The 23,285-nt window shown below is 66.9% G+C and carries 23 protein-coding genes; 12 read left to right on the top strand and 11 right to left on the bottom strand.

The features are described from left to right. The first annotated feature begins 97 nt into the window (after positions 1 to 97). From QX121_RS07990 to QX121_RS07955, 8 genes are all read left to right on the top strand, one after another. Entirely contained in the window at positions 98 to 280 is a 183-nt protein-coding gene (locus QX121_RS07990) for a hypothetical protein (RefSeq protein WP_315811600.1), read from the top strand. A gap of 142 nt (positions 281 to 422) precedes the next feature. After that, the gene (locus QX121_RS07985) at positions 423 to 752 is read left to right on the top strand and encodes a metalloregulator ArsR/SmtB family transcription factor (protein WP_315811599.1); all 330 of its coding nucleotides are present in this window, start codon (positions 423 to 425) and stop codon (positions 750 to 752) included. Then, the gene (locus QX121_RS07980) at positions 749 to 1,228 is read left to right on the top strand and encodes an SRPBCC domain-containing protein (RefSeq protein WP_315771038.1); all 480 of its coding nucleotides are present in this window, start codon (positions 749 to 751) and stop codon (positions 1,226 to 1,228) included. Before QX121_RS07985 ends, QX121_RS07980 begins: the two co-directional genes overlap by 4 nt. A gap of 14 nt (positions 1,229 to 1,242) precedes the next feature. Beyond that, a complete protein-coding gene (locus QX121_RS07975; RefSeq protein WP_315771040.1) occupies positions 1,243 to 1,656 on the top strand; it encodes a GFA family protein in 414 nt (137 codons plus the stop codon). 306 nt (positions 1,657 to 1,962) lie between these two features. Further along, complete coding sequence (locus tag QX121_RS07970) at positions 1,963 to 2,235, top strand: hypothetical protein (RefSeq protein ID WP_315811598.1); 273 nt, start codon at positions 1,963 to 1,965, stop codon at positions 2,233 to 2,235. Positions 2,236 to 2,402: 167 nt separating this feature from the next. Further along, complete coding sequence (locus QX121_RS07965; protein ID WP_315811597.1) at positions 2,403 to 3,164, top strand: ABC transporter ATP-binding protein; 762 nt, start codon at positions 2,403 to 2,405, stop codon at positions 3,162 to 3,164. Continuing rightward, positions 3,158 to 5,524, top strand: a complete 2,367-nt coding sequence (locus QX121_RS07960) for an ABC transporter permease (RefSeq protein WP_315811632.1) — start codon at positions 3,158 to 3,160, stop codon at positions 5,522 to 5,524. Before QX121_RS07965 ends, QX121_RS07960 begins: the two co-directional genes overlap by 7 nt. A gap of 2 nt (positions 5,525 to 5,526) precedes the next feature. Further along, positions 5,527 to 6,726, top strand: a complete 1,200-nt coding sequence (locus tag QX121_RS07955; protein ID WP_409999323.1) for an efflux RND transporter periplasmic adaptor subunit — start codon at positions 5,527 to 5,529, stop codon at positions 6,724 to 6,726. 42 nt (positions 6,727 to 6,768) lie between these two features. Here the strand turns inward: QX121_RS07955 and QX121_RS07950 are convergent, their stop codons facing one another. The 4 genes from QX121_RS07950 to QX121_RS07935 all read right to left on the bottom strand — a co-directional run bounded on the left by QX121_RS07950 (position 6,769) and on the right by QX121_RS07935 (position 9,433). After that, positions 6,769 to 7,866: a D-alanine--D-alanine ligase family protein gene (locus QX121_RS07950; protein ID WP_315798260.1), complete on the bottom strand. Its 1,098-nt coding sequence runs from the start codon at positions 7,864 to 7,866 to the stop codon at positions 6,769 to 6,771. Between the two features lie 117 nt (positions 7,867 to 7,983). Beyond that, positions 7,984 to 8,508, bottom strand: a complete 525-nt coding sequence (locus QX121_RS07945) for a thermonuclease family protein (RefSeq protein WP_409999322.1) — start codon at positions 8,506 to 8,508, stop codon at positions 7,984 to 7,986. Positions 8,509 to 8,667: 159 nt separating this feature from the next. Continuing rightward, on the bottom strand, positions 8,668 to 8,853 hold the full coding sequence (locus QX121_RS07940) for a hypothetical protein (protein WP_315737722.1): 186 nt from the start codon (positions 8,851 to 8,853) through the stop codon (positions 8,668 to 8,670). A 166-nt stretch (positions 8,854 to 9,019) separates the two neighbouring features. Beyond that, positions 9,020 to 9,433, bottom strand: coding sequence for a hypothetical protein (locus QX121_RS07935; RefSeq protein WP_315737377.1), 414 nt, complete (start codon positions 9,431 to 9,433; stop codon positions 9,020 to 9,022). 449 nt (positions 9,434 to 9,882) lie between these two features. Here QX121_RS07935 and QX121_RS07930 point away from each other — a divergent pair, with 449 nt between their 5' ends. Next, a complete protein-coding gene (locus QX121_RS07930) occupies positions 9,883 to 10,737 on the top strand; it encodes an HWE histidine kinase domain-containing protein (protein WP_315737378.1) in 855 nt (284 codons plus the stop codon). A 183-nt stretch (positions 10,738 to 10,920) separates the two neighbouring features. Then, positions 10,921 to 11,934 carry an NAD(P)-dependent alcohol dehydrogenase gene (locus QX121_RS07925; RefSeq protein ID WP_315737379.1) on the top strand — a complete coding sequence of 338 codons (1,014 nt, stop codon included), beginning with the start codon at positions 10,921 to 10,923 and terminating at the stop codon, positions 11,932 to 11,934. A 147-nt stretch (positions 11,935 to 12,081) separates the two neighbouring features. Here QX121_RS07925 and QX121_RS07920 read toward each other — a convergent pair whose 3' ends face one another. The 6 genes from QX121_RS07920 to QX121_RS07895 form a co-directional block, all read right to left on the bottom strand. Further along, positions 12,082 to 12,999 (bottom strand): DMT family transporter, encoded by a 918-nt coding sequence (locus QX121_RS07920; protein WP_315811595.1) that lies wholly within the window; start codon positions 12,997 to 12,999, stop codon positions 12,082 to 12,084. Between the two features lie 348 nt (positions 13,000 to 13,347). Further along, entirely contained in the window at positions 13,348 to 14,520 is a 1,173-nt protein-coding gene (locus QX121_RS07915; protein ID WP_315737381.1) for a M20 aminoacylase family protein, read from the bottom strand. 193 nt (positions 14,521 to 14,713) lie between these two features. Beyond that, positions 14,714 to 15,013 carry an MJ0042-type zinc finger domain-containing protein gene (locus tag QX121_RS07910; RefSeq protein WP_315776769.1) on the bottom strand — a complete coding sequence of 100 codons (300 nt, stop codon included), beginning with the start codon at positions 15,011 to 15,013 and terminating at the stop codon, positions 14,714 to 14,716. Continuing rightward, positions 15,010 to 16,755, bottom strand: a complete 1,746-nt coding sequence (locus QX121_RS07905; RefSeq protein ID WP_315811594.1) for a CHAD domain-containing protein — start codon at positions 16,753 to 16,755, stop codon at positions 15,010 to 15,012. Before QX121_RS07905 ends, QX121_RS07910 begins: the two co-directional genes overlap by 4 nt. Before the next feature lie 242 nt (positions 16,756 to 16,997). Next, a complete protein-coding gene (locus tag QX121_RS07900; RefSeq protein WP_315811593.1) occupies positions 16,998 to 17,951 on the bottom strand; it encodes an exopolysaccharide biosynthesis protein in 954 nt (317 codons plus the stop codon). A 28-nt stretch (positions 17,952 to 17,979) separates the two neighbouring features. After that, a complete protein-coding gene (locus QX121_RS07895) occupies positions 17,980 to 18,957 on the bottom strand; it encodes a TerC family protein (protein WP_315811592.1) in 978 nt (325 codons plus the stop codon). Between the two features lie 577 nt (positions 18,958 to 19,534). On the opposite strand from QX121_RS07895, the gene QX121_RS07890 reads away from it, so the two are divergent. Further along, entirely contained in the window at positions 19,535 to 20,488 is a 954-nt protein-coding gene (locus tag QX121_RS07890; protein WP_315776764.1) for a lipid kinase, read from the top strand. A gap of 66 nt (positions 20,489 to 20,554) precedes the next feature. Next, on the top strand, positions 20,555 to 22,402 hold the full coding sequence (gene ftsH / locus QX121_RS07885; RefSeq protein WP_315811591.1) for an ATP-dependent zinc metalloprotease FtsH: 1,848 nt from the start codon (positions 20,555 to 20,557) through the stop codon (positions 22,400 to 22,402). Positions 22,403 to 22,661: 259 nt separating this feature from the next. On the opposite strand, the gene QX121_RS07880 is transcribed toward ftsH, so the two are convergent. Beyond that, positions 22,662 to 23,195: a cytochrome b gene (locus QX121_RS07880; protein WP_315737388.1), complete on the bottom strand. Its 534-nt coding sequence runs from the start codon at positions 23,193 to 23,195 to the stop codon at positions 22,662 to 22,664. Positions 23,196 to 23,285 lie beyond the last annotated feature (90 nt).

Here is a 23,285-nt window from a genome sequence, read left to right as displayed (position 1 = left end):
TTGTTCGCGATTTGAGGGGCGCTCTAGATGTGCCTCACGGCATTACCGCGGGCTATAATGCCTACGTTCAAATGACAAACGCCTTTATGATCAATCAATGGACACCGTCTACGTGATGCTACTGATCACGACCCTCGTTCTGGGGTTCGTCGCAACCGTCCTATGGGGGACAGACTTCGAGTGGTTTGGGCGCGATGTCGAGGCTGCTTACATCTTCAAGCTGGTCGGCATCGGGCTGCTCGTGTTTTTCTTAATCGCGATCACTTTCGGCCTCCTCTGAGACTTCACAAACCCAATTTCGGTGACAGCACTGAAGACCGGAATCGCTGTTCAGAACGCGGGGGGCGGGCAGCTACGTCGGGATCAACGTAACCGATAACATTAGTATTTACTAATGAATTAGTACCTGCTATTGTTTCTGCATGACCGAAGCTGAGACCATCACCACCGTCATGCGTGCGTTGGCCGACCCCACGCGGCGCGCGGTGTTCGAGCGCATCGTCGAGGCCGACGAGATCACCGTCGTCGAGTTGACCCGCGGCAGTACCGTCACGCAGGGCGCCATCTCGCAGCATCTGAAAACCCTGAAACAGGCCGGCCTGGTCTGCGAGCGCCCCGAGGGGCGCAATGTGTTTTATCGCGCCGAGCCGCGCGGCCTGGAGCCGCTGGCCGACTGGATGAGCCACTACGGCGTGTTCTGGCGCGACCGTTTCGCCAAGCTGAAAAACCTGCTGAAGGACATCGATCCATGAACCAAGCCGTGAATGCGGACACGCAGGCCATTGTGGTCGAGGACACCTTCCCTCATGCGCCCGAGGTCATCTGGAGAGCCCTGACCAGCGGCGAACTGATCGGTCGCTGGCTGATGGCGCCGAAGGGATTTGAGGCCGTCGTCGGCACTCGGTTCACCTTTCAGACCACACCGGCGGGCGAATGGGATGGCACCATTCATTGCGAGGTGCTGGAGGTCGTACCGAACGAGCGGCTGTCCTACGCGTGGAAGGGCGGCCACGACAGCAATGTCGGCTACGGCGCGACGCTGGAGACGGTCGTCACCTTCAGTCTTTCCAAGGCGGACACCGGCACGCGCCTTCGCCTCGTCCATTCCGGCTTCGTGCTGCCGGCCAACGAGACGGCGTATCGCAAGATGGGCGAAGGTTGGAAGAAGGTGGTCGAGAAGCTCGACCAGGTCGCCGCCGAGCAGGCGTCATCGCAGCGGCCGCATTGAACGAGGAGAGCGACATGACGAAATCCTATGCCGGCGGCTGCGCCTGTGGCGCGGTACGCTATGAGATCACGGGCGAGCCGGCCGTGATGCTGGACTGCCAGTGCCGGCAATGTCAGCGCGACAGCGGCACCGGGCATCAATCGCATTTGACCTTCGTCGCGGCGGAGGTGAAGGTCGACGGCGAGGTCTCGCATTGGCAGAGCGTCGGTGACGGCGGCACCGTAAAGCGGCGCGCGTTCTGCCCGACCTGCGGCTCGCACGTTCACCTGACATTTCCCGCGATGCCCGATGTGTTCATCGTTCCGCCGGCGAGCCTCGACGATCCCAGCCGCTACAAGCCGCAACTGGTGTCGTGGACTGCGGCGGGACAGGCCTGGGATCACCTCGATCCGGCGCTGCCGAAATTCGAGAAGATGCCGCCCAGGTGAGTTCGGCCGTTGGGGCGTAGGAGGGTTGACTATCGACATTGTAGACCGCCCGCCCGTGTCTTCGTCCGCGAAGGCCGACGATCCAGTGCGCGGTGACGTCTCGGTCCAATATCTTCTGCTGCGGAGTACTGGATGCTCCGCTTTCGCGGAGCATCCAGCCGTGGAGATCGTGATATCTCGACCCAGCACCCGCCGCCGATCTAGAAAATCGGTCGTCGATTCACCAGAACCTGAGCCGTGCCACCGGGTTGTACTCGGCTGCAGTTGAGCTCTAGGATCGCAAGATCATCCCCCACTGGCGGTACGATGTCGCGATTTCTGAATTGGTTCTTCCGAAATCGCGCGACCGGCGAGATCTCGATCGCCCAGATGCCGAACCCCGCTCTGTGGATCGTGCTGGTGGGCAGCCTCGTGGGCTGGGTTTGGCATCCGCCGGGTCAGGCAGGCGCCAATCTGGATTGTCTCGTCAAAGCCGGTCTCTTCGTCTGGGCGTTCGACGAACTCCTGCGCGGCGTCAATCCCTGGCGGCGCTGCCTCGGCGCAGCCGTGCTGGCGTACGTCATCGCGACCGCGGTCTGATGGACATCAGCGCGTTGGCCACGTGATGATGTGCCCGCTTGACATGCATCAACGGATGACGATGGCTACCGACCGATGGTCGGCGGGGTGTCATCCGATGTGGAAGATTCAGGCGTGAGATGTCTCGCAGGTTCGATGCGGGCCTTTGGTGCAGGAGCCGCAGCCCGATGAGTTCGGCCGTCACCAATGACGGGGGCCCCGCCGCGCCTCCTGATCGGTCCGGCGCCACCCCGGTGTTCCGCGCCCGCAAGCTCTCGAAGACCTATCGGATGGGCGAGGTCGAGGTGCATGCGCTGCGCGACGTCGACCTCGACATCTACGAAGGCGAGCTCGTGGTGCTGCTCGGGCCGTCGGGGTCGGGCAAGTCGACCTTGCTCAACATTCTCGGCGGGCTGGACAGTCCGACCTCGGGCGAGGCGCAGTGGCGCGATCATCAGCTGGTCGGCGCCGGCGATGCCGAGCTGACGCGCTACCGGCGCGAGCATGTCGGCTTCGTGTTTCAGTTCTACAACCTGATCCCGAGTCTGACGGTGCTCGAGAACGTCGCGCTGGTCACGGAGATCGCCGACAAGCCGCTCGATCCGCTCGAGGTGCTCAAGCTCGTCGGCCTCGAGCGGCGGATCGACCACTTTCCCTCGCAGCTGTCCGGCGGCGAGCAGCAGCGCGTCGCGGTGGCCCGCGCCATGGTCAAGGCGCCCGACGTGCTGTTGTGCGACGAGCCGACCGGCGCGCTGGATTATGAGACGGGGAAGGTCGTGCTCGCCGCGATCGCCCGCGCCAACGCGCAGCTCGGGACGACCACGATCATCATCACGCACAATGCGGCGATCGCCGGCATGGCCGATCGCGTGCTGCGGCTCGGCGGCGGGCGCGTCGTCGGCGAGACGCGCAATGCGCGGCGCCTCTCGGCCGATGAGGTGCGCTGGTGAGCCTGCTGGACCGCAAGCTGTGGCGCGACATCGGCGCGATGCGCGGACAGGTGGTCACGATCGCGCTGCTGGTGGCGGCTGGTGTCGCCGTGTTCGTCGGCTCGGTCTCGACCTATTTGTCCCTGCGCGGCGGCTGCGAGCAGTTCTATGCCGACGGCCGATTTCCGCAGATCTTCGTCACGCTGAAGCGGGCGCCGCTCGCGCTGGTGCCGCGGCTCAATTCCATTCCTGGCGTGGTCGCGGTCGAGCCGCGCATCGTGCGCGAGGTCATCGTCGATTGGCCTGCCGTCTCGCAACCGGTCTCGGCCCGCCTGGTGTCGCTGACCCATGCCGGCGACGAGCCCCTGGCGCGGTTGCATCTGCGCCGCGGCACGGCGCCCGAGCCGGGCGCCGCGCGCAGCGCCGCGGTCAACGAGGCGTTTGCCGACGCCAACGGCGTCAGGCCGGGCGGCGAGATCCGCGTGCTGCTCAATGGCCGGGTGCAGGGCTTCCGGATCTCCGGCATCGCCCTGTCGCCGGAATATGTCTACGCGGTGAAGCCCGGATTGCCGATTCCCGACGATCGCCTCTATGCCATCCTGTGGGTCGACCGGAGCGCGGCCGAGGCTGCCTTCGACATGAAGGGCGCATTCAACGACGCCGTGATCGCGCTCGCCCCGGGCGTCGATCCCAAGCCCGTCATCGAGGAGCTCGACCGGCTGCTCGAGCCCTATGGGTCGATCGGCGCGATCGCGCGGCGGGACCAGCCGTCGAACCGCTTTCTCGAGGACGAGCTGAACCAGCAGAAGGTGATGTCGATCACCATTCCCATCATCTTCTTCGGTGTCGCCACATTCCTGCTCAACGGCGCGCTCGGGCGGCTGGTCGCCGCGCAGCGCGAGCAGATCGCGGCGCTGAAGGCGCTCGGCTTTCCGACGCTGCTGCTCACCTTGCACTATCTCAAGCTGATGCTGGTCATCGTGCTGATCGGATCGGCGCTCGGCATCGCCGGCGGCTTCGGCTTTGGCCGTGCCATGATCACGAGCTATCAGGGGTTCTTCCGTCTGCCCGAGCTGCCATTCCGGCTGGCGCCATGGGCGGCGGTGGCCGGTGTCGCAATCAGCATCGCGGCCGGCGCGTTCGGGGTCATCACGGCGCTTCAGGAGGTCGTCGGCCTTGCGCCGGCGGAAGCCATGCGGCCCGCGATGCCGCTGGGATTCCGCCGCTCCTGGATCGAACGCATCGTGCCGGGCAGGGCGTTTGGCGCGCGGCGGACGATGATGCTGCGCAACGTCGCGGGGCGGCCGTTCCGCTCGCTGTTCACCATCATCGGCATCGCCTTCGCGGTGCCGATGATGGTGCTCGGGATCTTCTGGCGCGATGCGATCGGCGACATGATCGAGCTGCAGTTCAACCTGGTCGAGCGCGGCAACGCCATGATCACCTTTGTCCACCCGGTCGACCGTGCGGTCCTGCGTGATCTGGCGCGCCAGCCCGGTGTGCTCGCGGTCGAAGGTCAGCGCATCGTTCCGGTGCGCCTGCGCGCCGGGCATCAGAGCTACCTGACCTCGGTGATCGGGCTGGCCGCGACGGACCAACTGCGCCGGCCGCACGATTCCGCGCGCCGTCCGATCGTGGCGGCGCCTGATGGCATCACGCTGACCCGGCGCCTTGCGGAGCGTCTGGCGCTGAGCGCAGGGCAGATCGTCACGGTGGAGGCGATGGAAGGCCGTCGCCGGCGGCGCGACGTTCCGGTCAGCGCCATCGTCGACGAGGCGGTCGGCATGGCGTCCTACATGGATATCGACACGCTCAATCGCTTCACCGGCGAAGGCGCGGCGGTCTCGGCGGCGAGCCTCCATGTCGAGCCGGCGGCGCTGGCTGCGCTCGGTGCGAGCTTCAAGACCATGCCGGCGATCGAATCGGTGACAATGAAGGCCTATGTCATCGCATCGTTCATGGAGAAGATCGCGGGCCTCGTGTTCGTCGTCGCCGGCATCCTGACCGGCTTCGCCGCGATCATCACCGTGGGCGTGGTCTACAACAGCGCACGCATCAGCCTGCAGGAGCGGGCCTGGGAGCTCGCCAGCCTGCGGGTGCTCGGCTTCACCCGCAGCGAGGTCGCGGGCATCCTGTTCGGCGAGTTTGCGCTGGACATCGCGGTCGGGATTCCGCTCGGCCTGTTGCTGTCGCGCGGCGTCATTGCGCTGATCGCGCAGCTGCATTCCAGCGAAAGCTTCCAGATTCCGGGCGTGATCGCGCTGCGGACCTACCTGATCGCCACCGCGGTGGTCTTGGCCAGCGCCGCGATCAGCGCCATCATCGTCCGCAGGAGGGTCGATCGGCTCGATCTGGTCGCGGCCCTCAAGACCAGGGAATGAGCATGCGTCCCGTGTTGCGCCGCCTCGGCATCGTGTCAGCGTTCCTGGCGGCCGCCGCCGTCATCGCCTGGATGGCGATGCCGGGCGCAGTTCCGGTGGAGACGGCCGTGGTGACCAAGGGGCGGTTCGTTGCCACCGTCGATGACGACGGCAAGACGCGGGTGCGCCAGCGCTACGTCGTGGCCGCGCCGCTCGCCGGCAGGCTGGGGCGCATCCGCTTCAAGGCCGGCGACCAGGTCAAGGCGGACGATGTGGTTGCCACCATCACGCCGGGGCCAGCGCCGCTGCTCGATCCGCGCGCCCGCCGCGAGACCGAGGAGCTGCTCGGCGCGGCAGAGGCCAACGTCGAGCGGGCCAAGGCGGTCGTGGCCCGAGCGCAGGCGCAGAGCGCGCAGGCAAGCGCCGATCTGGCGCGTACCACGGCCCTGGCCGCCAGCGGAGCGGCGACCGCGCAGGCGCGGGAGCGTGCCGAGCTCGCGATGCGGATCGCCGAGCGTGACCTGCGCGCAGCCGAATATGTCGACCATGCCGCCGAGCACGAGCTGAGCCAGCTCAGAGCGATGCTGGTGCGCTACGGGAGCAAGACCGATGCCGATGCGCCGGCGGATAGTTGGAGCGTGACCGCGCCGGTCGGCGGGCTGGTGCTGAAGGTGACCCAGGAAAGCGAAACGACGGTGCAGCCGGGTGCGGCATTGCTCGACCTCGGCGATCCCCACGATCTCGAAGTGGTCGTCGACGTGCTCAGCACCGATGCGGTCGAGATCCGTCCCGGCGCTGATGTCACGATCGATCGCTGGGGCGGCGCCGGCCGACTCTCTGGGCGGGTTCGCCGGGTCGAGCCGGCGGCGTTCACCAAGATATCGACGCTCGGAATCGAGGAGCAGAGGGTCAACGTGCTGATCGACATCGTCTCGCCGGCCGAGCAATGGCAGCGGCTCGGCGATGCCTATCAGCTCGATGCGCAGATCGTCGTCTTCACGCAGGAGGATGCGACCATCGTTCCGACCGGCGCGCTGTTCAAGCGCGGTGACGACTGGTCGGTGTTCGCGCTGAAGGATGGGCGCGCCGAATTGCGCACCGTCCGGCTCATCCGGCGCTCAGGCCGGTTCGCCGCCGTGGCCGACGGCGTCGCCAGCGGCGATGTCGTGATCATCTATCCTAGCGACCGGGTGGCCGACGGCGTCAAGGTCGCGCCGCGCTGACTTGCGGCGCCGTCGGGCCCGAGGAGCGGCCGGCGATCGTCGTCAGCGCTGCGACGCCAACTCCCTGAGCCGCGCATGACGCGCCAGCGCATGCGCGATCAGACTGTCCATCAGCGCCGGCTGGGGCAGGCCGGTGGCCTCCCACATCTTCGGGTACATGCTGATGTTGGTGAAGCCCGGCAGGGTGTTCACCTCGTTGACGTAGACCTCCTCGCCGCGGACGAAGAAATCGACGCGCGCGAGACTCTCGCAGCAGAGCACGCCGAACACCTCGGTCGCCATTTTGCGGATGCGCGCGGCGAGACCCGGCTCGACCTGTGCCGGGACGTGCAGCGAGGCACCCGATGCGTCGGTGTATTTGGCCTCGTAGGAATAGAAGCCGTGGCTGTCGGCCGGCACGATCTCGCCGAGCTCGGACGCGGCGACCTTGCCGTCGGGATGCTCCAGCACCGCGCATTCGATCTCGCGCACCGGGCTGATGCAGCGCTCGATCAGGATCTTGCGGTCGAAGCGCAGCGCCAGGCGGCAGGCGGCGGCGAACTCCTCGGCACTGCGCGCCTTGGAGATGCCGACGGAGGAGCCGAGATTGGCCGGCTTGACGAACAGCTCGGACGACCCGACGGCGTCGACCGCCGCCTCATAGGTCACCGGAGACGCTTCCGTCATGGTGACGAACGGCACGATCGGCAGGCCGGCATCGCGGAGCAGGCGCTTGGCGACGTCCTTGTCCATCGCCGCCGCCGATCCCATCACGCGGCCGCCGACATAGGCGACATCGGCGAGCTCCAGCGCGCCCTGCACGGTGCCGTCCTCGCCGTTCGGACCGTGCAGCACCGGAAACACGACGTCGAAGGCAAGCTCGCGCGGGGCGCCGTCGCCGATGACCAGCGCGCGGCCCTGGCCGGCCGGCAGCAGCACGATCTGCGGGCCGTCGGTCGGTACGGTCAGCGCCGCGCCTGTACCGTCATTCGCAGCGTCGGCGAGCACCCAGCGCCCGTCGGTGGTGATGCCGATCAGCGTGACGGCGTAGCGGCCGGCATCGAGCGAGCGGAAGATGTTGGCCGCCGAGGCCCGCGAGACGTCGTGCTCCGCCGAGCGCCCGCCGAACAGGATCGCCACGCGCGTCTTTGTCTCTGTCATCGTCCTCATCCAGCCTGGTCTTTGCGGTGCGCGACCGTACAGCCAGAGGGCGACGCGTGGCAATTGAGGTGTTGTGGCGGGTGTGGTGGACAAGGCGACGCCGTCACGCGGCCGCGCTCACCGCCAGCCGATCCCTCCGTCCGAGCACACCGACGTCGTCCCGCCGGCATGCATGCAGCCGCGATAGAGCGGCGGCTCAATGAAGCGGTCGGACCAGATGCCGCGGCCGGCGCGGCGGGCGGCGCGCTGATCGGCGGTGTAAACGCCGCGCGAATATTGCGGCTCCTCGACCGCAAGCCCGCGCGACACCATGAACTGGCCGAGATCCGTCGCGCCGGCGGCGCAACGCGCGACGATGCGGCCGTAGCGATCGCCGTCGACCGGCATGCAGCGCAGAACCTTGCCGCGCGTGAAGGCGTCCAGCGTGTTGGCGGCCAGCGCGCCGCAGCGATACGGCCTGCGGTCGCGGCCGCGGCAGAGCTGTGCGCTTTCGGGCGCGTCGATGCCCCACAGGCGAATCCGCTCGCCGTGAATGTCCAGTGTGTCGCCGTCCACGATGCTGACGCGGCCAGCGAGCTCAGCCGCTGCGGCGGGGAAAGCGAGGAGAAGCGGCAGAACGAGGCAGGGGAGGAAACGTCGCAAGATCGGCACCTGACGCTGAGAGGGGCGTGATCGCTCGCTGCGCGAATCGATCGCGGATCATCCCGATCTATAGCGAAGTGGAGTTGCGCGATTGTGTGGCAAGCGCAGCGACGGCAGGGGAGCGTGAATCCGCGCAGTTCGTCCAGAGAGCTTCGCGGTTCAGCGAAGGCTCGCTTTCTCTGTGCGCCCATCCTGCGCGCGGGCCGCGCGCTCGACCTCGGCGGCGAGCATGCTCAGATGCTCGGCCAGACGCGCGAACAGCTCGCGCTTGTCGCGGTCGGTGGCGAGATCACGAATGAGGGCGCATTCCGCCGCGTCGGCCCGCAGCTTGTCCGGCTGAGTCATCAACTCTGACATGTTCCGCTTCCCTGCCGCGCCGGCAAGTTTTCGAAACAACGGATCGTCATGATTGTTCCGAGTATCCACGTATTTTTCGAGCGGGCGCAGTCAGTGCCTGATCGGAGTACCTCTGCACGAATCCGAGGGGACGCGACGCTGGGTATTCGACCGCCTATCGCTCACCGGGCCACCATGTCGAGGCCGGATGCGCGGCCGAGATCTTGGTCTCGCGCAACGCCACCAGCGCGCTGCGCTTGTAGGGATGACCGCGAAGCCGCGAGCAATCCTGGCAGCGCATGTAGCGCTCGAGCTCATGGATTGGCGTCGTCTTGGCGCGCCTGATGATGTCGAGCGCGACGGTCTGATTGGTGTCGCAGCCGAGGCAGTGCACTTCCAGATAGTAATAGCCGGCGTTGAGCGCATCGCCGAGCAGCGGTGACGGCTGCGCCGGCCCCTTGTAGCCGAGCATGCGCTTATTCCAAGCGTCGCAGGCCAGACGATCCGCTTCCTTACGCGCACGCGCGGCCTGCTCCTGCGCGATGCGGATGCCGGCACCGTAGAGTCTCTCGCGCGATTTCGTCGTCATGGCCGCGATGATCGACGCTGCGGCGCTCAGCGGCAAGCCGCTAGGGTTAGCGCAGCGAGAAGCGCCGGATACAAGCTCTTTCGCGTGCAGCGTTCCGATACCGTTGTCTTTTCAGTTCGTCGGCGAGCCTGCGACGAACTCATCGTGCAACGTCCGGCATTCGTGCCGGCGCAGACGCGACGCGGAGTGCGTGCCCTTGGCGGCGGAGCGGTGGCTTCTCCCACCGCGCGGCATGATGCGTTCCGTCTGGCGCAACAGGGGTAGCCAAACGCAACGGCGCGGCAAAGGTTCCTAAAATATTTGCGCCCCGGTGGCAGTTCCTTCAGCTTGTTCCAGCCGGCGTCCGGCGATAGACCTTGCCTTCGGGGTCAATCGTGCGCGCGGGTCGGAGTTTCTCAGATTGGATCGTTCGGAGCAGACGGTGGTCGGCGACCACGTTTCTGCTCACCATGCTCGCCGTCGCGATTTCGACCGCGGGCCGGATCGGGCTGGATTATGCCGGCGCGACGCTGCCCTACGCGACGTTCTACCCGGCGGTGGTGTTCGCAGCGCTGCTCGGCGGCATTCCCGCGGCCATTTTTGCCGCCTGGCTGTCCGCCACCGTGGTGCTCGTCGGCTTCACCGATCGTCCTGATCATGCCGAGGCGATCAACCTCGTTGGATTCCTGAGCACCGCGGCGCTGATCATCTGGCTCGGGCATCTCTGTCGCGGCGCGCTCGTGGAGCTGAAGCGCAGCGAGCATGCGCGCGAATTGCTGCTCGGCGAGCTGAGGCATCGCGTGAACAATCAGCTCGCGTTGTTTCAGGCGATCGTCAGATCAAGCCTGTCAGGCGAGGATCGCGCCAAAGGGGAGGCGATCGCGCTGCGGCTCGACGCAGTCGCGCGCGCCAACAGTCTCGCCTGGTCGGACCACCGCCTGATGACCTTGCGCATGCTGCTCGACGTCGAGCTGCAGCCGTATCGCGCCTCCGGCGCCGTGACGGTGGACGGGCCGGACATGCCGTTGGGGCCGGAAGCGGTGCGCAATCTCGCGCTGGTGTTCCACGAACTCGCGACCAACGCCGTCAAATACGGCGCGCTGCGCGGTCAGGGCGGACGGCTCGAGGTCCAGATCGCGCAGGAAGGCGGCCGCGGCACCGTGGCCTGGCGCGAGCTCTGTCCGCACGCGATCGAGCCGCCTGGGAGCGAGGGATTTGGCGCGCGCATGATCCGAGCGAGCCTCGCAGCGATCGGCGGCAGCATCGAGCAGGATTTTCGCGACGAGGGTCTGGTCTGTCGGATCAGGTTCGAAGCGGCGATGTGACGGCGTGTCGGCGGTCGGCACGCGCGGTCGCGGTGATCTCCGGACTCCAGCGCGGAGCATGCGCGTGTTTGCGTTGTTTGTCCGTCGCATGGAACGACGGTCGGCTTGATCGCCGGCACGAAACGCTTCACCATTCCCGGCAGAAGAACGAAGCGACAGCGCCGCATGGGCGGGAGACATCGGATGCAATGCTACGAGCTGCAGGGGCCCGGCGGAATCGATGCGCTGGCGCTGGTCGACAAGCCCGTGCCGCAGCCCGGCAGGGGCGAGGTGCTGGTGCGGCTGACGGCGGCGAGCATCAACTACCGCGATCTCCTGACCGTGAGGGGCGGCTACGGCTCACGGCAGAAATTTCCGCTGGTGCCGCTGTCCGACGGCGCAGGCGTGGTCGAGGCGGTCGGCGATGGCGTGTCGGCGTTCGCAGCCGGCGATCGTGTCGTCGGCAGCTTCTTCGAGAGCTGGACGGGCGGCGAGCCGAGCGAAGCGAAGATGCGTGGGGCGCTCGGCGGCGGCGTCGACGGCACGTTGACCGAGTATCGTGTCTTTCCGGTGCAGGCGCTGATCAGGACGCCCGCGCATCTCAGCGATGTCGAGGCCGCGACCTTGCCCTGCGCCGGCGTCACCGCCTGGAGTGCCGTGATCAAGCTCGGCGGCATCAGGCCGGGCCACACCGTGCTGACGCAAGGCACCGGCGGCGTCTCGATCTTTGCGCTGCTGATCGCGAAAATCGCGGGCGCGCGGGTGATCGCGACGTCGTCGAGCGAGGCCAAGATCGCGCGGCTGAAGGCGCTCGGCGCCGATGTCACGCTGAACTACAAGCAGGTGCCGGACTGGGGCAAGAAGGCGCGCGAGATCACCGGGCAGGGCGTCGATCTCGTGGTCGAGGTCGGCGGCGTCGGTACGCTGAATGAATCGATCCGCGCCACCCGGATCGGCGGCACCATCGCCTTCATCGGCGTGCTCGCCGGCGCGCCGGCCTCTGAGCTGCGGCTGCCGCTGATGGTGATGCAGCAGCAGCGGCTGCAGGGCGTCACGGTCGGCTCGGTCGACGATCTCCAGGCGCTGGCGAACGCGCTGACGCTGCATCAGGTGAAGCCGGTGGTCGATCGCGTGTTTGCGTTCGGCGAGGCGCGCGAGGCGTTCCATTACATGGCGAGTGGCGCGCATGTCGGAAAGGTAGCGATCGCGATCGGGTAAGGGCGCTGCATCAATTTTCTCGTCATTGCGAGGAGCCGAAGGCGACGAAGCAATCCAGACTTGTTTGCTCGCCGCCCTGGATTGCTTCGCTGCGCTCGCAATGACGGCGTGAGTTGCGCTTGTTTTGAGCCCTGCCGGGATATGCGGTCAGCGGACCGTCTCTCTGCCATCCATCCCCCCCTTGCGCGAGGGCAGCGTCATCGCGATCACACCAAGGACGACGCAGGCGAGCCCGATCCAGGCGCTCGGCGCGAGGCGCTCGCCGAGGCCGGCAACGGCAATTGCAACGCCGATCGGCACGCGCAGATAGGATTGCGCGGTGGCGCCGATCGAGCCGAGCGTCTGCACCAGGCGGAAATAGATCACCATCGCGGCCGCGGTCGAGACGGTCGCGAGCGCGGCCAGCGCCAGCACCGAGCGCAGCGACGGTGCCAGCGTCCACGGATGGTCGACGACCAGCGCAAGCGGGATCAGGACCAAGGCGCCAGACAGCAGCGATCCCGCCGCCGGCAGCATAGGGTTGAGCCCCTTGAAGCTCTTTCCCATGATCGCGGCGCCAGCATAGCAGATGGTGGCGGCGACGATCGCAATCTGCGCCCACAACTCGCGGCCAAGCCCGCCCAGCGCCTCGGTGCCGACGATGAGGCAGGTGCCGGCGAGTCCGGCGGCGACGCCGACCAGCTTGCGCAGGGTGACGGGCTCGTGGTGCGTCACCAGCGCGGTCAGCAGGAAGGTGAAGATCGGCGAGGTGGCGTTGAGGATCGTCGCAAGGCCCGCCTCGACGGTGCGCTCGGCCCAGGCGATCAGCGTGAACGGCACGACGCTGTTGAGGCCGGCCTGGATCATGAAGCGACGCCATATCGTCCGGTCACGCGGCCAAGCGAGGCCGCGGCTGCGGATGATCGCGGCCAGCAGCAAGCCCGCGATCAGCGTGCGTGCCGCGATCAGGGTCAGCGGCGGGATGGTCTCGACGCCGATCTTGATGAAGGTGTAGGAGGCGCCCCACAAGGTCGAGAGCAGAACCAGGAGGGCGATTTCGCGGCTGAGGTCGGAGCGGCGCTGCATGGGGGACTCGCGGCGGAGAAGGACGCCTTCTCATAGCGGCCCGGCAGCGCTCGACGTTTCGATGCGGAACGAAACGTTCCGGCTCCGAACGAAGTAGCCATTCCGGTTCGTGCGCTGCGCCCCTGGATCGCTTCGCTGGCGCTCGCGATGGCGGAGCTTGGAGGAATTCCGGTGCCCGCCACGCCCGTCATTGCGAGCGAAGCGAACAATCCAGAATGTGGGGTGGGCGAAGGCGCGACCGCGCCGCGTGAGATCGTGATGGCACCGTGCCCACCATCTCGTTGCGAAGAATGACGCGCTACGGTGGGCACGCTGCCGCTTTGCCCACCCTACGTTTTCATCAGCTCATCAGTTCGCCGGCATGCTCTTCTCGACCAGCTTCACCCAGTACGATGCGCCGGCGCTGAGGATATTGTCGTTGAAGCGATAGGCCGGGTGGTGGCACTCGTTGCCGGGGCCCATGCCGAGGAACACGAACGCGCCGGGGCGGGCCTCCAGCATGAAGGCGAAGTCCTCGCCGCCCATCAGGGGAATGGCGCGGTCGTTGACGCGCTCGTCACCGGCGACGTCGCGGGCGACGTCGGCGGCGAAGGCGGCCTGGGCCGGGTGGTTCATCGTCACCGGATATTTGCGCTCGTAGATCGCCTCGGCCGAGCCGCCATAGGCACGGGCGGTGGCCTCGGTGACCTCGACGATGCGCTTCTCGACGAGGTCGCGGATCTCCGGATCGAGCGTGCGGACGGTGCCGAGCATCTCGACGGTCTCGGGGATCACGTTGAAGGTGGTGCCGCCATGGATCGAGCAGATCGAGATCACCGCGGACTTCAACGGATCGACGTTGCGGGCCACGATCGACTGCAGTGCGTTGACGATCTGCGAGGCGATCAGGATGCTGTCGACGGCCCGGTGCGGGCCGGCGCCGCCATGGCCGCCCTTGCCGGTGACCTTGATGTGGATCGCATCGGCCGAAGCCAGCATCGCGCCCGGCGAGATTTCGAAATGGCCTTCGGGGACGCCCGGCATGTTGTGCATGCCATAGACCTCCTGGATGCCCCAGCGCGTCATCAGGCCGTCGTCGACCATTGCCTTGCCGCCGGCGCCGCCTTCCTCGGCCGGCTGGAAGATGACGACAGCGGTGCCGTCGAAATTGCGGGTCTCGGCGAGATATTTCGCAGCGCCCAGCAGCATCGCGGTGTGGCCGTCATGGCCGCAGGCATGCATCAGGCCCGGCGTCTTCGAGGCATAGGGAACGCCGGAGGTTTCCTCGATCGGCAACGCATCCATGTCGGCGCGCAGGCCGATGGTCCTGCCGGAGCCGGACTTGCGGCCGCGGATCACGCCGACCACGCCGGTGCGGCCGATGCCGGTCACGACCTCGTCGCAGCCGAATTCGCGCAAGCGGTCGGCGACGATGCCGGCGGTGCGATGGACTTCGTACAGCAGCTCGGGATGTTCGTGGAAATCGTGGCGCCAGGCGGCCATTTCGTCGGAGAGCGCGGCGATGCTGTTGAGGATGGGCATGAGGACCGGATGACTCGCTGAAGTGAATCGGAACGCTGCAGTGATGCGGCCAGGCCAGCCGACAGCACCGCGCAACGACCGACTATGACCCGGTCAAAAAAGCGAGGCAAGTTGCGGCCGGCCATGGCGCCATGCGCGGATGCGCGGTCACCTCGACGGACGATGCCGGGCGTTCCGGATTACGGAACGGGATTCAGGCGAGCGGGGCGGGGGCGGGCACGCGGGGGTATTTGCGCTCGGGCGGCACCTCCAGGCGGAAGGCCCGCAGCTTCGGCTCGTCCCACGCTGCCAACGGCGTGCCGCAGACGCCGCAGTCGAACCGCCCGGCAGCGCCAACGGCGGATGTCGATTCCGCGATCTCGTAGGCGGCACGGCAATGCGGACACGTCACGCTGGATATCTTCATGAGATCACGCTCCCACACATCTCGACCAGACACCTTGAACCGGATCAATGCGCTCCATGAACCGACGTCATCGCGTCCGATCGTCACGCCTCCTCGGCCTGCCACGGCGTCGGCGCCTTGGTGAAGGCGCGCCACGCCTCGCGCAACGGCTGCTCCACGCCGGCCATGGCATGCGTCTGCCAGCCGGTGATCGCGGCGGCCGCGATCGCCGCGTCGGTGGAGGTGGTGCCAAGGGTCTCGATCACGCCGGCGGTGACCGCCATGTCGTTGTAGTGGCCAAGCTGTTCCTGGAAACCGGCGAGCGTCCTGGCATATTTCTTCGCCGATTTGCTCGCGCCGTAGAGCGGCAGCAGGAAGTCGATGCTGTAGCGCAGCTTCTTCAGTGCGAGACGCAGCCGGTGGCGCCGCTCGGCCGGCAGCTTCTTGAAGCGGCGGCCGCGCTTGAGCACCTTCTGGTGGCGCTCCGACAGGACGGGCCCGGCGAAATCGATCGCGGGCGCGGCGAGGCGTCGGAGATCGTCGGGGGAGACGTCGTTGCGCCAGCCGCGGGTCTCGATCCATTCGCCGAGGCTGAGCACGAAAGCGGCGCAGCGGCGCTCGGCAAGCGCGATGCGCAGCGTGCGATAGGCGAGTTCGCGCCGCCGCTCGGCGAGCGACCGGAGCGAGTCGAAGCCTGCAACCGTGGGGCACGCCTCGGCGATCTCGGGCAGCGTATCGTTCAGGAACACGTCGAGGTCGCGCGCCGCCGAGAGGCTCTGTGCCAGCCAGCGCGCATCCGCCTCGAGACCGTCGAGCGTCGCCGAGGTCCCGAGCGGCCGCATCAGGTGCAACGCGGCGCGCAGGCGGCGCAGCGCTACCCGCAACTGATGCACGCCTTCCGTATCGCGTCCGTCGTCTGCTGCAGGCATTGCCTGCAGCAGATGACGCAGGCTGCCGCGCAGGACGACGGCGAAGCTCTCGTCGAGAGACACCGCCGGATCGAGGCGCAGCTTGCGCGGCTTTTCGGCCCCCGGCGCTGCTCCGGCTGCGAGGTCGAAACCGCGCGCGGATTTGCTGCGGATCGAAGGTCTGATCGGTCCGTGATCGGCGATGCGCTGCGCGATCTCGTAGATGGCGGCGGGGTTGCCGCTTTTGAGCTCCAGCTCGATCTCGCTCACGATCTCACGGTGCTCGCCGGCCTTGATGACACCGCTGTCGAACGCGATCTCGATGGTCGCGCCGGGCACGTCGAGCATGCGCGCGTGACGATGCACGTCGGCCGTGAACACCGCCTCGAGCGTTGCATCGGCCAGCGCGGAGCGAAGCTCCTCCGGCAGCAGCGCGGCCGCCAGCACCGGATCGGGCGCCAGCGAGCTGACGCTGGCCTCCCACTCTCCGCGCTTGAGCGGGTCGTCGCTGTGCTGCTCTTTCACGGTCTGCACGAAGCGCGAGCCGCTCTGGCGCACCCGCAAGGTGAAGCCGTTCTTCCACAGCATGCGCTTCGGCGTGTCGTAGTAGACCGATGTCAGATGCTTGCGCGAACCCTTGTTGCGCGCATGCGCGGTAACGACCGGTGCGTTGTTGAAGCCGGCGAGTTGATCGGGCGCGACGAGGAGCTTCAGCTCGATCTCATGGCCGGCGCCGGCCGCGGGATCCGGCAAGGACGGCGTCACGACCTCCACGCCCGGCGCCACGGCATTCCCCCGTGTGACCGCGTGATCGGCAAGGTGCTGTGCAGTCAAGCTATCGGCGGCGCCACCGGGATCGCTGCTCGCCGAGTCACCACTATCCCGCAGGCCGACCGCATGGCCACTGCCGTGGATCGACGCCGTTGCGTTCGAATCGGGCATGTGTCGATTCTGTAACCGTTTAGTGACAGTCATCTCTCGTATAGCTGCAGCCGGCACAAAGGGACAGTGGCATTTCTCGCAGGCGGCTGACGATGCTCGACGCGCCTGCGCTTATCGGTCGCATTTTTTGTTGCTACTTCAATGACAAGTGCTCGCGCTTGCGGCCGGCGGGCGCTCACGAAGATATGTCCCTCGTAGCCGCGCAATGCACCGTGGCGCGGCCGCGCTGCCACAGCGGGAACTCAGATCGAGCCGGTCAGCATGAAACGCGTGGCGATGAAGACGGCGGCTGCGGTGGTCGCAATGCTCGCGGCGGCCACGAGACCGCGGCCGCGTCGCGCCAGCGCGCGGGAGCATTCGCGCGGATCCTGCGTCGGATCGATGGGTATGCGCCGGCTGCGCCGGTGGCGCACCGCCTGCACCCAGAAGGCAAGCGCGGCGATGCCCGTTGCGACCGCAAACACGGTCGTCACGCCGGCGGCAAAGCCGAGATCGACACCGACGCTCTCCAGCATGGCCCGCAGATGCACCGCGAAGCGTGCCAGGAGAGTTGCGGCATAATCGGCGGCCGCGGCACCCGTATAGAGCAGAACCGCCGTCCACACGACCGCGGCCATCGCAATCAGGATCGACAGCAGGACTGCGAGCCCGTCGCCGGCCATGAAGCCGATCGAGGCGGCGATCAGCGCCAACGCCGGCATCACGTTGCCCATGGGGATCGGAAGGATGATGGTGACGGCCATCAGCAGCAGGGGCAGCGCGAGCAGCATCCGCGCCGGCCGGCCGGTCAGCCAGACCAGCCGGTCCTCACGCAGGCCGCGCTCGGCAAAGCCCGCCCAATCGAGTCCGGCACGGATCACCTTGCGCAGCAGCCGCTGCGGCACCGGCCGGCGGCGCAGCGGCTCGGGCAGCCATAGCCGCTCGGCGCCGAGCAGGATCTGCAGTGCGACGAGAGCCACCAAGGTGCCGAACACCATGCCGAACGGGCCGGGCAATGGGATCAACGCCGGCAAGGTCAGCAGCAGCAACGTCAGGCCGAGACCTTCCGACTCCAGCCGGTCGAACAATTCGCCGATGGACGGCTCCTCGGACCGCACCGTGCGGGCGATCGCGAGCAGCCGGCGGCTGATCGGCCCGTTGTGACGGCGCGGCGCCGACGAGTCCTCATCGTTGGATGCGACATCATTCATCACCACGCGGCAACCTCATGTCCTCTGGCCTGCGTCACTTCATCTGCTCGACGGCAGGCCGCGTCTTCCACAGCGAATAGGCGATACCCGCGCCGAGCAGACCGAAGGTGATGCCGAGCGAGAGGGCGGGCGGAAACTTCTCGAGCCCGAGCAGGTCGGCAAGGAAGATCTTCGAGCCGATGAAGATCAGCACTGCCGCCAGCGCCAGCTTCAAATACTGGAAGCAATCGACCATCGCGGCAAGCGCGAAATAGAGCGCGCGCAGGCCGAGGATCGCGAAGATGTTCGAGGTGTAGACCACGAACGGGTCGGTCGAGATCGCGAAGATCGCGGGCACGGAGTCGACGGCGAAGACGACGTCGGCGAACTCGATCAGGATCAGCGCCAGGAACAGCGGCGTCATGAACCAGGTCGGCCTGCCGCTTGCATCCGGCTGGCGAACGAAGAAACGCTCCTCGTGCAGGCGGTCGGTGACGTCGAAGCGACGGCGCACCCAGGCCAGTGCCGGATTGGAGCCGATGTCGTGCGGCTTGTCCTTGAACACCAGCATCTTGATGCCGGTCGCGACCAGGAACAGCGCGAACAGATAGAGCACCCAACTCGCCTGAGCGACGATCACGGCGCCAAGGCCGATCATGATCGCGCGCAGCACGATGACGCCGACGATGCCCCAGAACAGCACGCGGTGCTGATAGGCGCGCGGGATCGAGAAGTAGCTGAAGATCATGGCGATGACGAAGACGTTGTCCATCGCCAGCGCCTTCTCGATCGTGAACGCGGTGAGATAGGCGGTGCCGGCCTCGCCGCCGAGCTGCCACCATACCCAGCCGCCGAAGGCCAGGGCGAGCATGATGTAGCTGGCGCTCATGACGAGGCTCTCGCGCACCGAGATCTCGCGCGTCTTGCGATGGAGGACGCCGAGATCGAAGACGAGGAGGGCGAGCACGATTGCAAGGAAGGCGAGCCACATCCAGACGGGCTTGCCGGCAAACGCGATGAGCAGGAATTCCACGACGGGTCCTCTTATCTAGCCGGTGAAATTGATGTCAGGTCCGACATCGTGAGCGCACCGGCAGCTTCACCAGAGGGGCCCGGACCAAGAGTAGAGAACGGACGTATGTGTGTCCCGATCGGTTTTCAAGAGCCAGCGCCTTGCGTCCACGTTCAGCAAGATGAACGTGAAGGTGCGACAGAGTGTCTGCTGCCGCGGCAGCCGTCTTGCGGGCGTGCGGCTGCAAACTAATTCCAGAGGGCCGGAGATCCGGGCCCCTCTGATAGTCCATGCGACTATGATGTCGGACTCTCTTTCATGACCGATGCCGCTGGCAGTGATCCCGCTGGCGGTATTGCGCGCTTCGGAGCGCTCCTGAGGAGTTTGACCAGATGCGGCCACACGCGTCGCTTGTTGCTATCAGCCCTTGCGGCTCTCGCCCCAGACATCACCAGCCCAACAATCACTCCCCCGCTCATACCTCCCGGAGTCCCTCGGATGGCGGCCCTGATCGTGATGGAACCGGAGCGCCTGCTCGTCGCTTTGTATGGAACCGGTGCGCTGATGCGCACGGGCATCTCGTATACGGGAGACAATCGTGACCACGGGGGGTGACCAGATATCGATCGCGAAGGCGCCGCCGTCGCGCTCGGCCGTCGCAACGCGCCGTCTCTTGATGATCATCAACCGCGGCAGCCGCTCCGGCGGCGAGGCTGCGGGCATTGCCGTGTCGCGGCTGAGTGCGGCCGGCTATGATCTCGTGATCTCGGCGCCGCATAGTCCGCGCGAGGTGGCGCCGTGGATCGAAGCCCATGCCGACGATGCGGAGGCGGTCGTCGTCGCCGGGGGGGACGGCAGCCTGAACGCGGCTGCGCCCGCACTGGTCAGGACCGGCCTGCCGCTCGGCATTATTCCAGCCGGCACCGCCAATGACCTTGCCCGCACGCTCGGCCTGCCTGATGACATGGAGGCCGCGGTCGACGTGATCGCCGCCGGCCACCGCCGCCAGATCGATCTCGGCGAGGTCAATGGTCATCCATTCTTCAATGTCGCAAGCCTCGGCTTGAGCGCCGAGCTCGCGCGTCAGTTGACCAAGGAGACCAAGCGCCGGTTCGGCCGGCTCGGCTACGCGATCACGGCGCTCAAGGTGCTGACCAATGCGCGGCCGTTCCGGGCCATGATCGTGTCGTCCGACGGCGCGGCGCGCGTCAAGACCTTGCAGATCGCGGTCGGCAACGGCCGCTATTACGGTGGCGGCATGGCCGTCCAGGACAGCGCGGAGATAGACGATTCCCATCTGGATCTCTATTCGCTGGAGATCGGCCGCGTCTGGAAGCTGCTGGCGATGGCCTATGACTTCCGCAAGGGCCGCCACGGCCTGTGGCAGGAGGTGCGGGCCACGCGCGACACATCCTTCGAGATCCGCACGCGGCGTCCGCGTCCGATCAATGCCGATGGAGAGCTCGTCACCTTCACGCCGGCGCGCTTCGGCGTGCTGCCGCGCGCCGTCTCCGTATTCGTCCCCAAGGCCGAAGGGCAGGGCCGCACCTGACGCGATGGCGCTTGATCCGCCGTTTGCGGCCGCTCGTTTTCGACTGATCACCCGATTGAGAGACCCATGACCAAGCAGACCCGCTTCAATTTCTGGTACGCGATCGTCGCGATCTTCGTCGCGATGATGATCCACAATGCGTGGACGAGCTATCGCCAGGTCGCCGTCATTCCCTACAGTCAATTCCAGGATCTCCTGTCCGCCGGCAAGGTGAAGGAGGTCGGCGTCTCCGAGAACTATCTGGAAGGCACGCTGAAGGAGCCGCTGCCCAGCGGCCAGTCGCGCTTCGCGACGACGCGCGTCGACCAGGAGTTCGCCAAGGAGCTCAGCAAGGCCAACGTGACGTTCACCGGCCGCGTCGAGAGCAACATCCTCGGCGACATTCTCTCGCTGGTGATGCCGATCGCACTGTTCTTCGGCGTCTGGTACTGGCTGTCGCGCCGGATGATGGGCGGCGCCGGCGGGCTCGGCGGCGGCCTGATGCAGATCGGCAAGAGCAAGGCCAAGGTCTACGTCGAATCCAACACCGGCGTCCGCTTCGACGACGTCGCCGGCGTCGACGAGGCCAAGGACGAGCTGCGCGAGATCGTCTCGTTCCTGAAGGATCCGAAATCCTATGGCCGTCTCGGCGGCCGCATGCCGAAGGGCGTGCTGCTGGTCGGCCCGCCCGGCACCGGCAAGACGCTGCTCGCCAAGGCGGTGGCCGGCGAGGCCGGCGTGCCGTTCTTCTCGATCTCCGGCTCGGAGTTCGTCGAAATGTTCGTCGGCGTCGGTGCGGCGCGCGTGCGCGACCTGTTCGAGCAGGCCCGCGCCAAGGCGCCCGCCATCATCTTCATCGACGAGCTCGATGCGCTCGGCCGCGCCCGCGGCATGGGCCCGTTCGCCGGCGGCCATGACGAGAAGGAGCAGACGCTCAACCAGCTGCTGGTCGAGCTCGACGGCTTCGATTCCTCGACGGGTCTGGTGCTGCTGGCGGCGACCAACCGGCCCGAGATTCTCGATCCGGCGCTGCTGCGCGCCGGCCGCTTCGACCGCCAGGTGCTGGTCGATCGTCCGGACAAGCCGGGCCGCATCCAGATCCTGCAGGTGCATCTGAAGAAGGCCAAGCTCGCTGTCGACGTTGATCCGGAGAAGGTGGCCGCGCTGACGCCCGGCTTCACCGGCGCCGATCTCGCCAACCTCGTCAACGAGGCGACCTTGCTGGCAACGCGGCGCGGCGGCGACGAGGTCAGGCTCGACGACTTCAACAACGCCATCGAGCGCATCGTCGCCGGCCTGGAGAAGCGCAACCGGCTGCTCAACCCGAAGGAGCGCGAGATCGTCGCCTATCACGAGATGGGGCATGCGATCGTTGCGATGAGTCTGCCGGGCACCGATCCCGTGCACAAGGTCTCGATCATTCCGCGCGGCGTCGGCGCGCTCGGCTATACCATCCAGCGTCCGACCGAAGATCGCTTCCTGATGACGCGCGAGGAGCTGGAGAACAAGATGGCGGTGCTGCTCGGCGGCCGCGCCGCGGAGCTCGTGGTCTACGGCCATCTGTCGACGGGCGCCGCCGACGATCTGCGCCGCGTCACCGACATCGCGCGCTCGATGGTGACCCGCTACGGCATGTCGGAGCAGTTGGGCTCGGTCGCCTATGAGCGCGACAACCAGTCGTTTCTTGCGCCGGGCGTCTCACGCAGCGCCGAGTATGGCGAGGCCGCAGGGGATGCGATCGACGCCGAGGTGCGTGCGATCGTGACATCAGCGTTGGAGCGGACCCGCAAGCTGCTGCAGGACAAGCGCGACGTGCTGGAGCGCGCCGCCCGCCGCCTGCTGGTCAAGGAGACGCTCGACGAGACCGAACTCGCCGCGCTGCTGAAGCAGGACCAGCGCGCCGGCGATCTGGTTGCGGCGGCGAAGCCGATGTAGTTGGTGCTGTGGTAGGGTGGGCAAAGGCGCAGCCGTGCTCATTCTACGAGCGAGATCGTGAAGGCGCCGTGCCCACCATCTGATCGCTTGCTCTGCCGCACGACGGTGGGCACGCTGCCGCCTGACGGCGACTGCTTTGCCCACCCTACGAAGGCGCAGCGCATTGACCTCGTAGCCCGGATGAGCGGAGCGATATCCGGGGTCTCCAACGCTGCCTGCGATGAACCCGGATGTCGCTGCGCTCATCCGGGCTACGCGCTCACCGTCGCGGCCACATCCGGGCCAATGTCTCGTCCTTCTTGACGAACTCATGCCAGAGCGTGGCGGCGATGTGCAGGCCGACGACGAGATAGACCACATAGGCCAGCGCGTCGTGCGTGATCTCGCCGGCCTGCGCGATCGTCTTGTCGCCGGCGAACAGGCGCGGCCAGCTGAACGTCCAGAAGTAGCGCAGCGAGTAGCCGCCGGCCGACGAGAACATGTAGCCGGTGACGGGCATGACCAGAAGCAGCGCATAGAGCGTCCAATGATTGAGCTGCGACAGCGCGCGGACGATCGGGCCGAAGGCGGCCGGAGCTGCCGGGGCCGTCGTGCGAGCCCGCACGATCAGACGGAGAATGGCGAGCAGAAACAGCGTGACGCCGAGCGACTTGTGGATTTCCAGCAACTCGCGCCGCGGCGATGTCCCGGCCGGCTGCAGGCCGCAATAGAGTCCGATCAGCATGGCTGCAATGAACAGCAGCGCCGTTGCCCAATGGATCCGTCGCAGCAGAGGATCATAGGTCGCCGGCATGTGGGTGTCTCGTCGATGGGGGAGCAGGACGACCTGCATAGGCGCTCGTCTGGTCGGTGTCGAAGGATCAGAGGTCGACGACGAGATGTC

It is taken from the genome of Bradyrhizobium sp. SZCCHNR2028, assembly GCF_032380995.1.
Taxonomy (GTDB): domain Bacteria; phylum Pseudomonadota; class Alphaproteobacteria; order Rhizobiales; family Xanthobacteraceae; genus Bradyrhizobium.
This window is presented reverse-complemented; position numbering and strand designations above follow the sequence as displayed.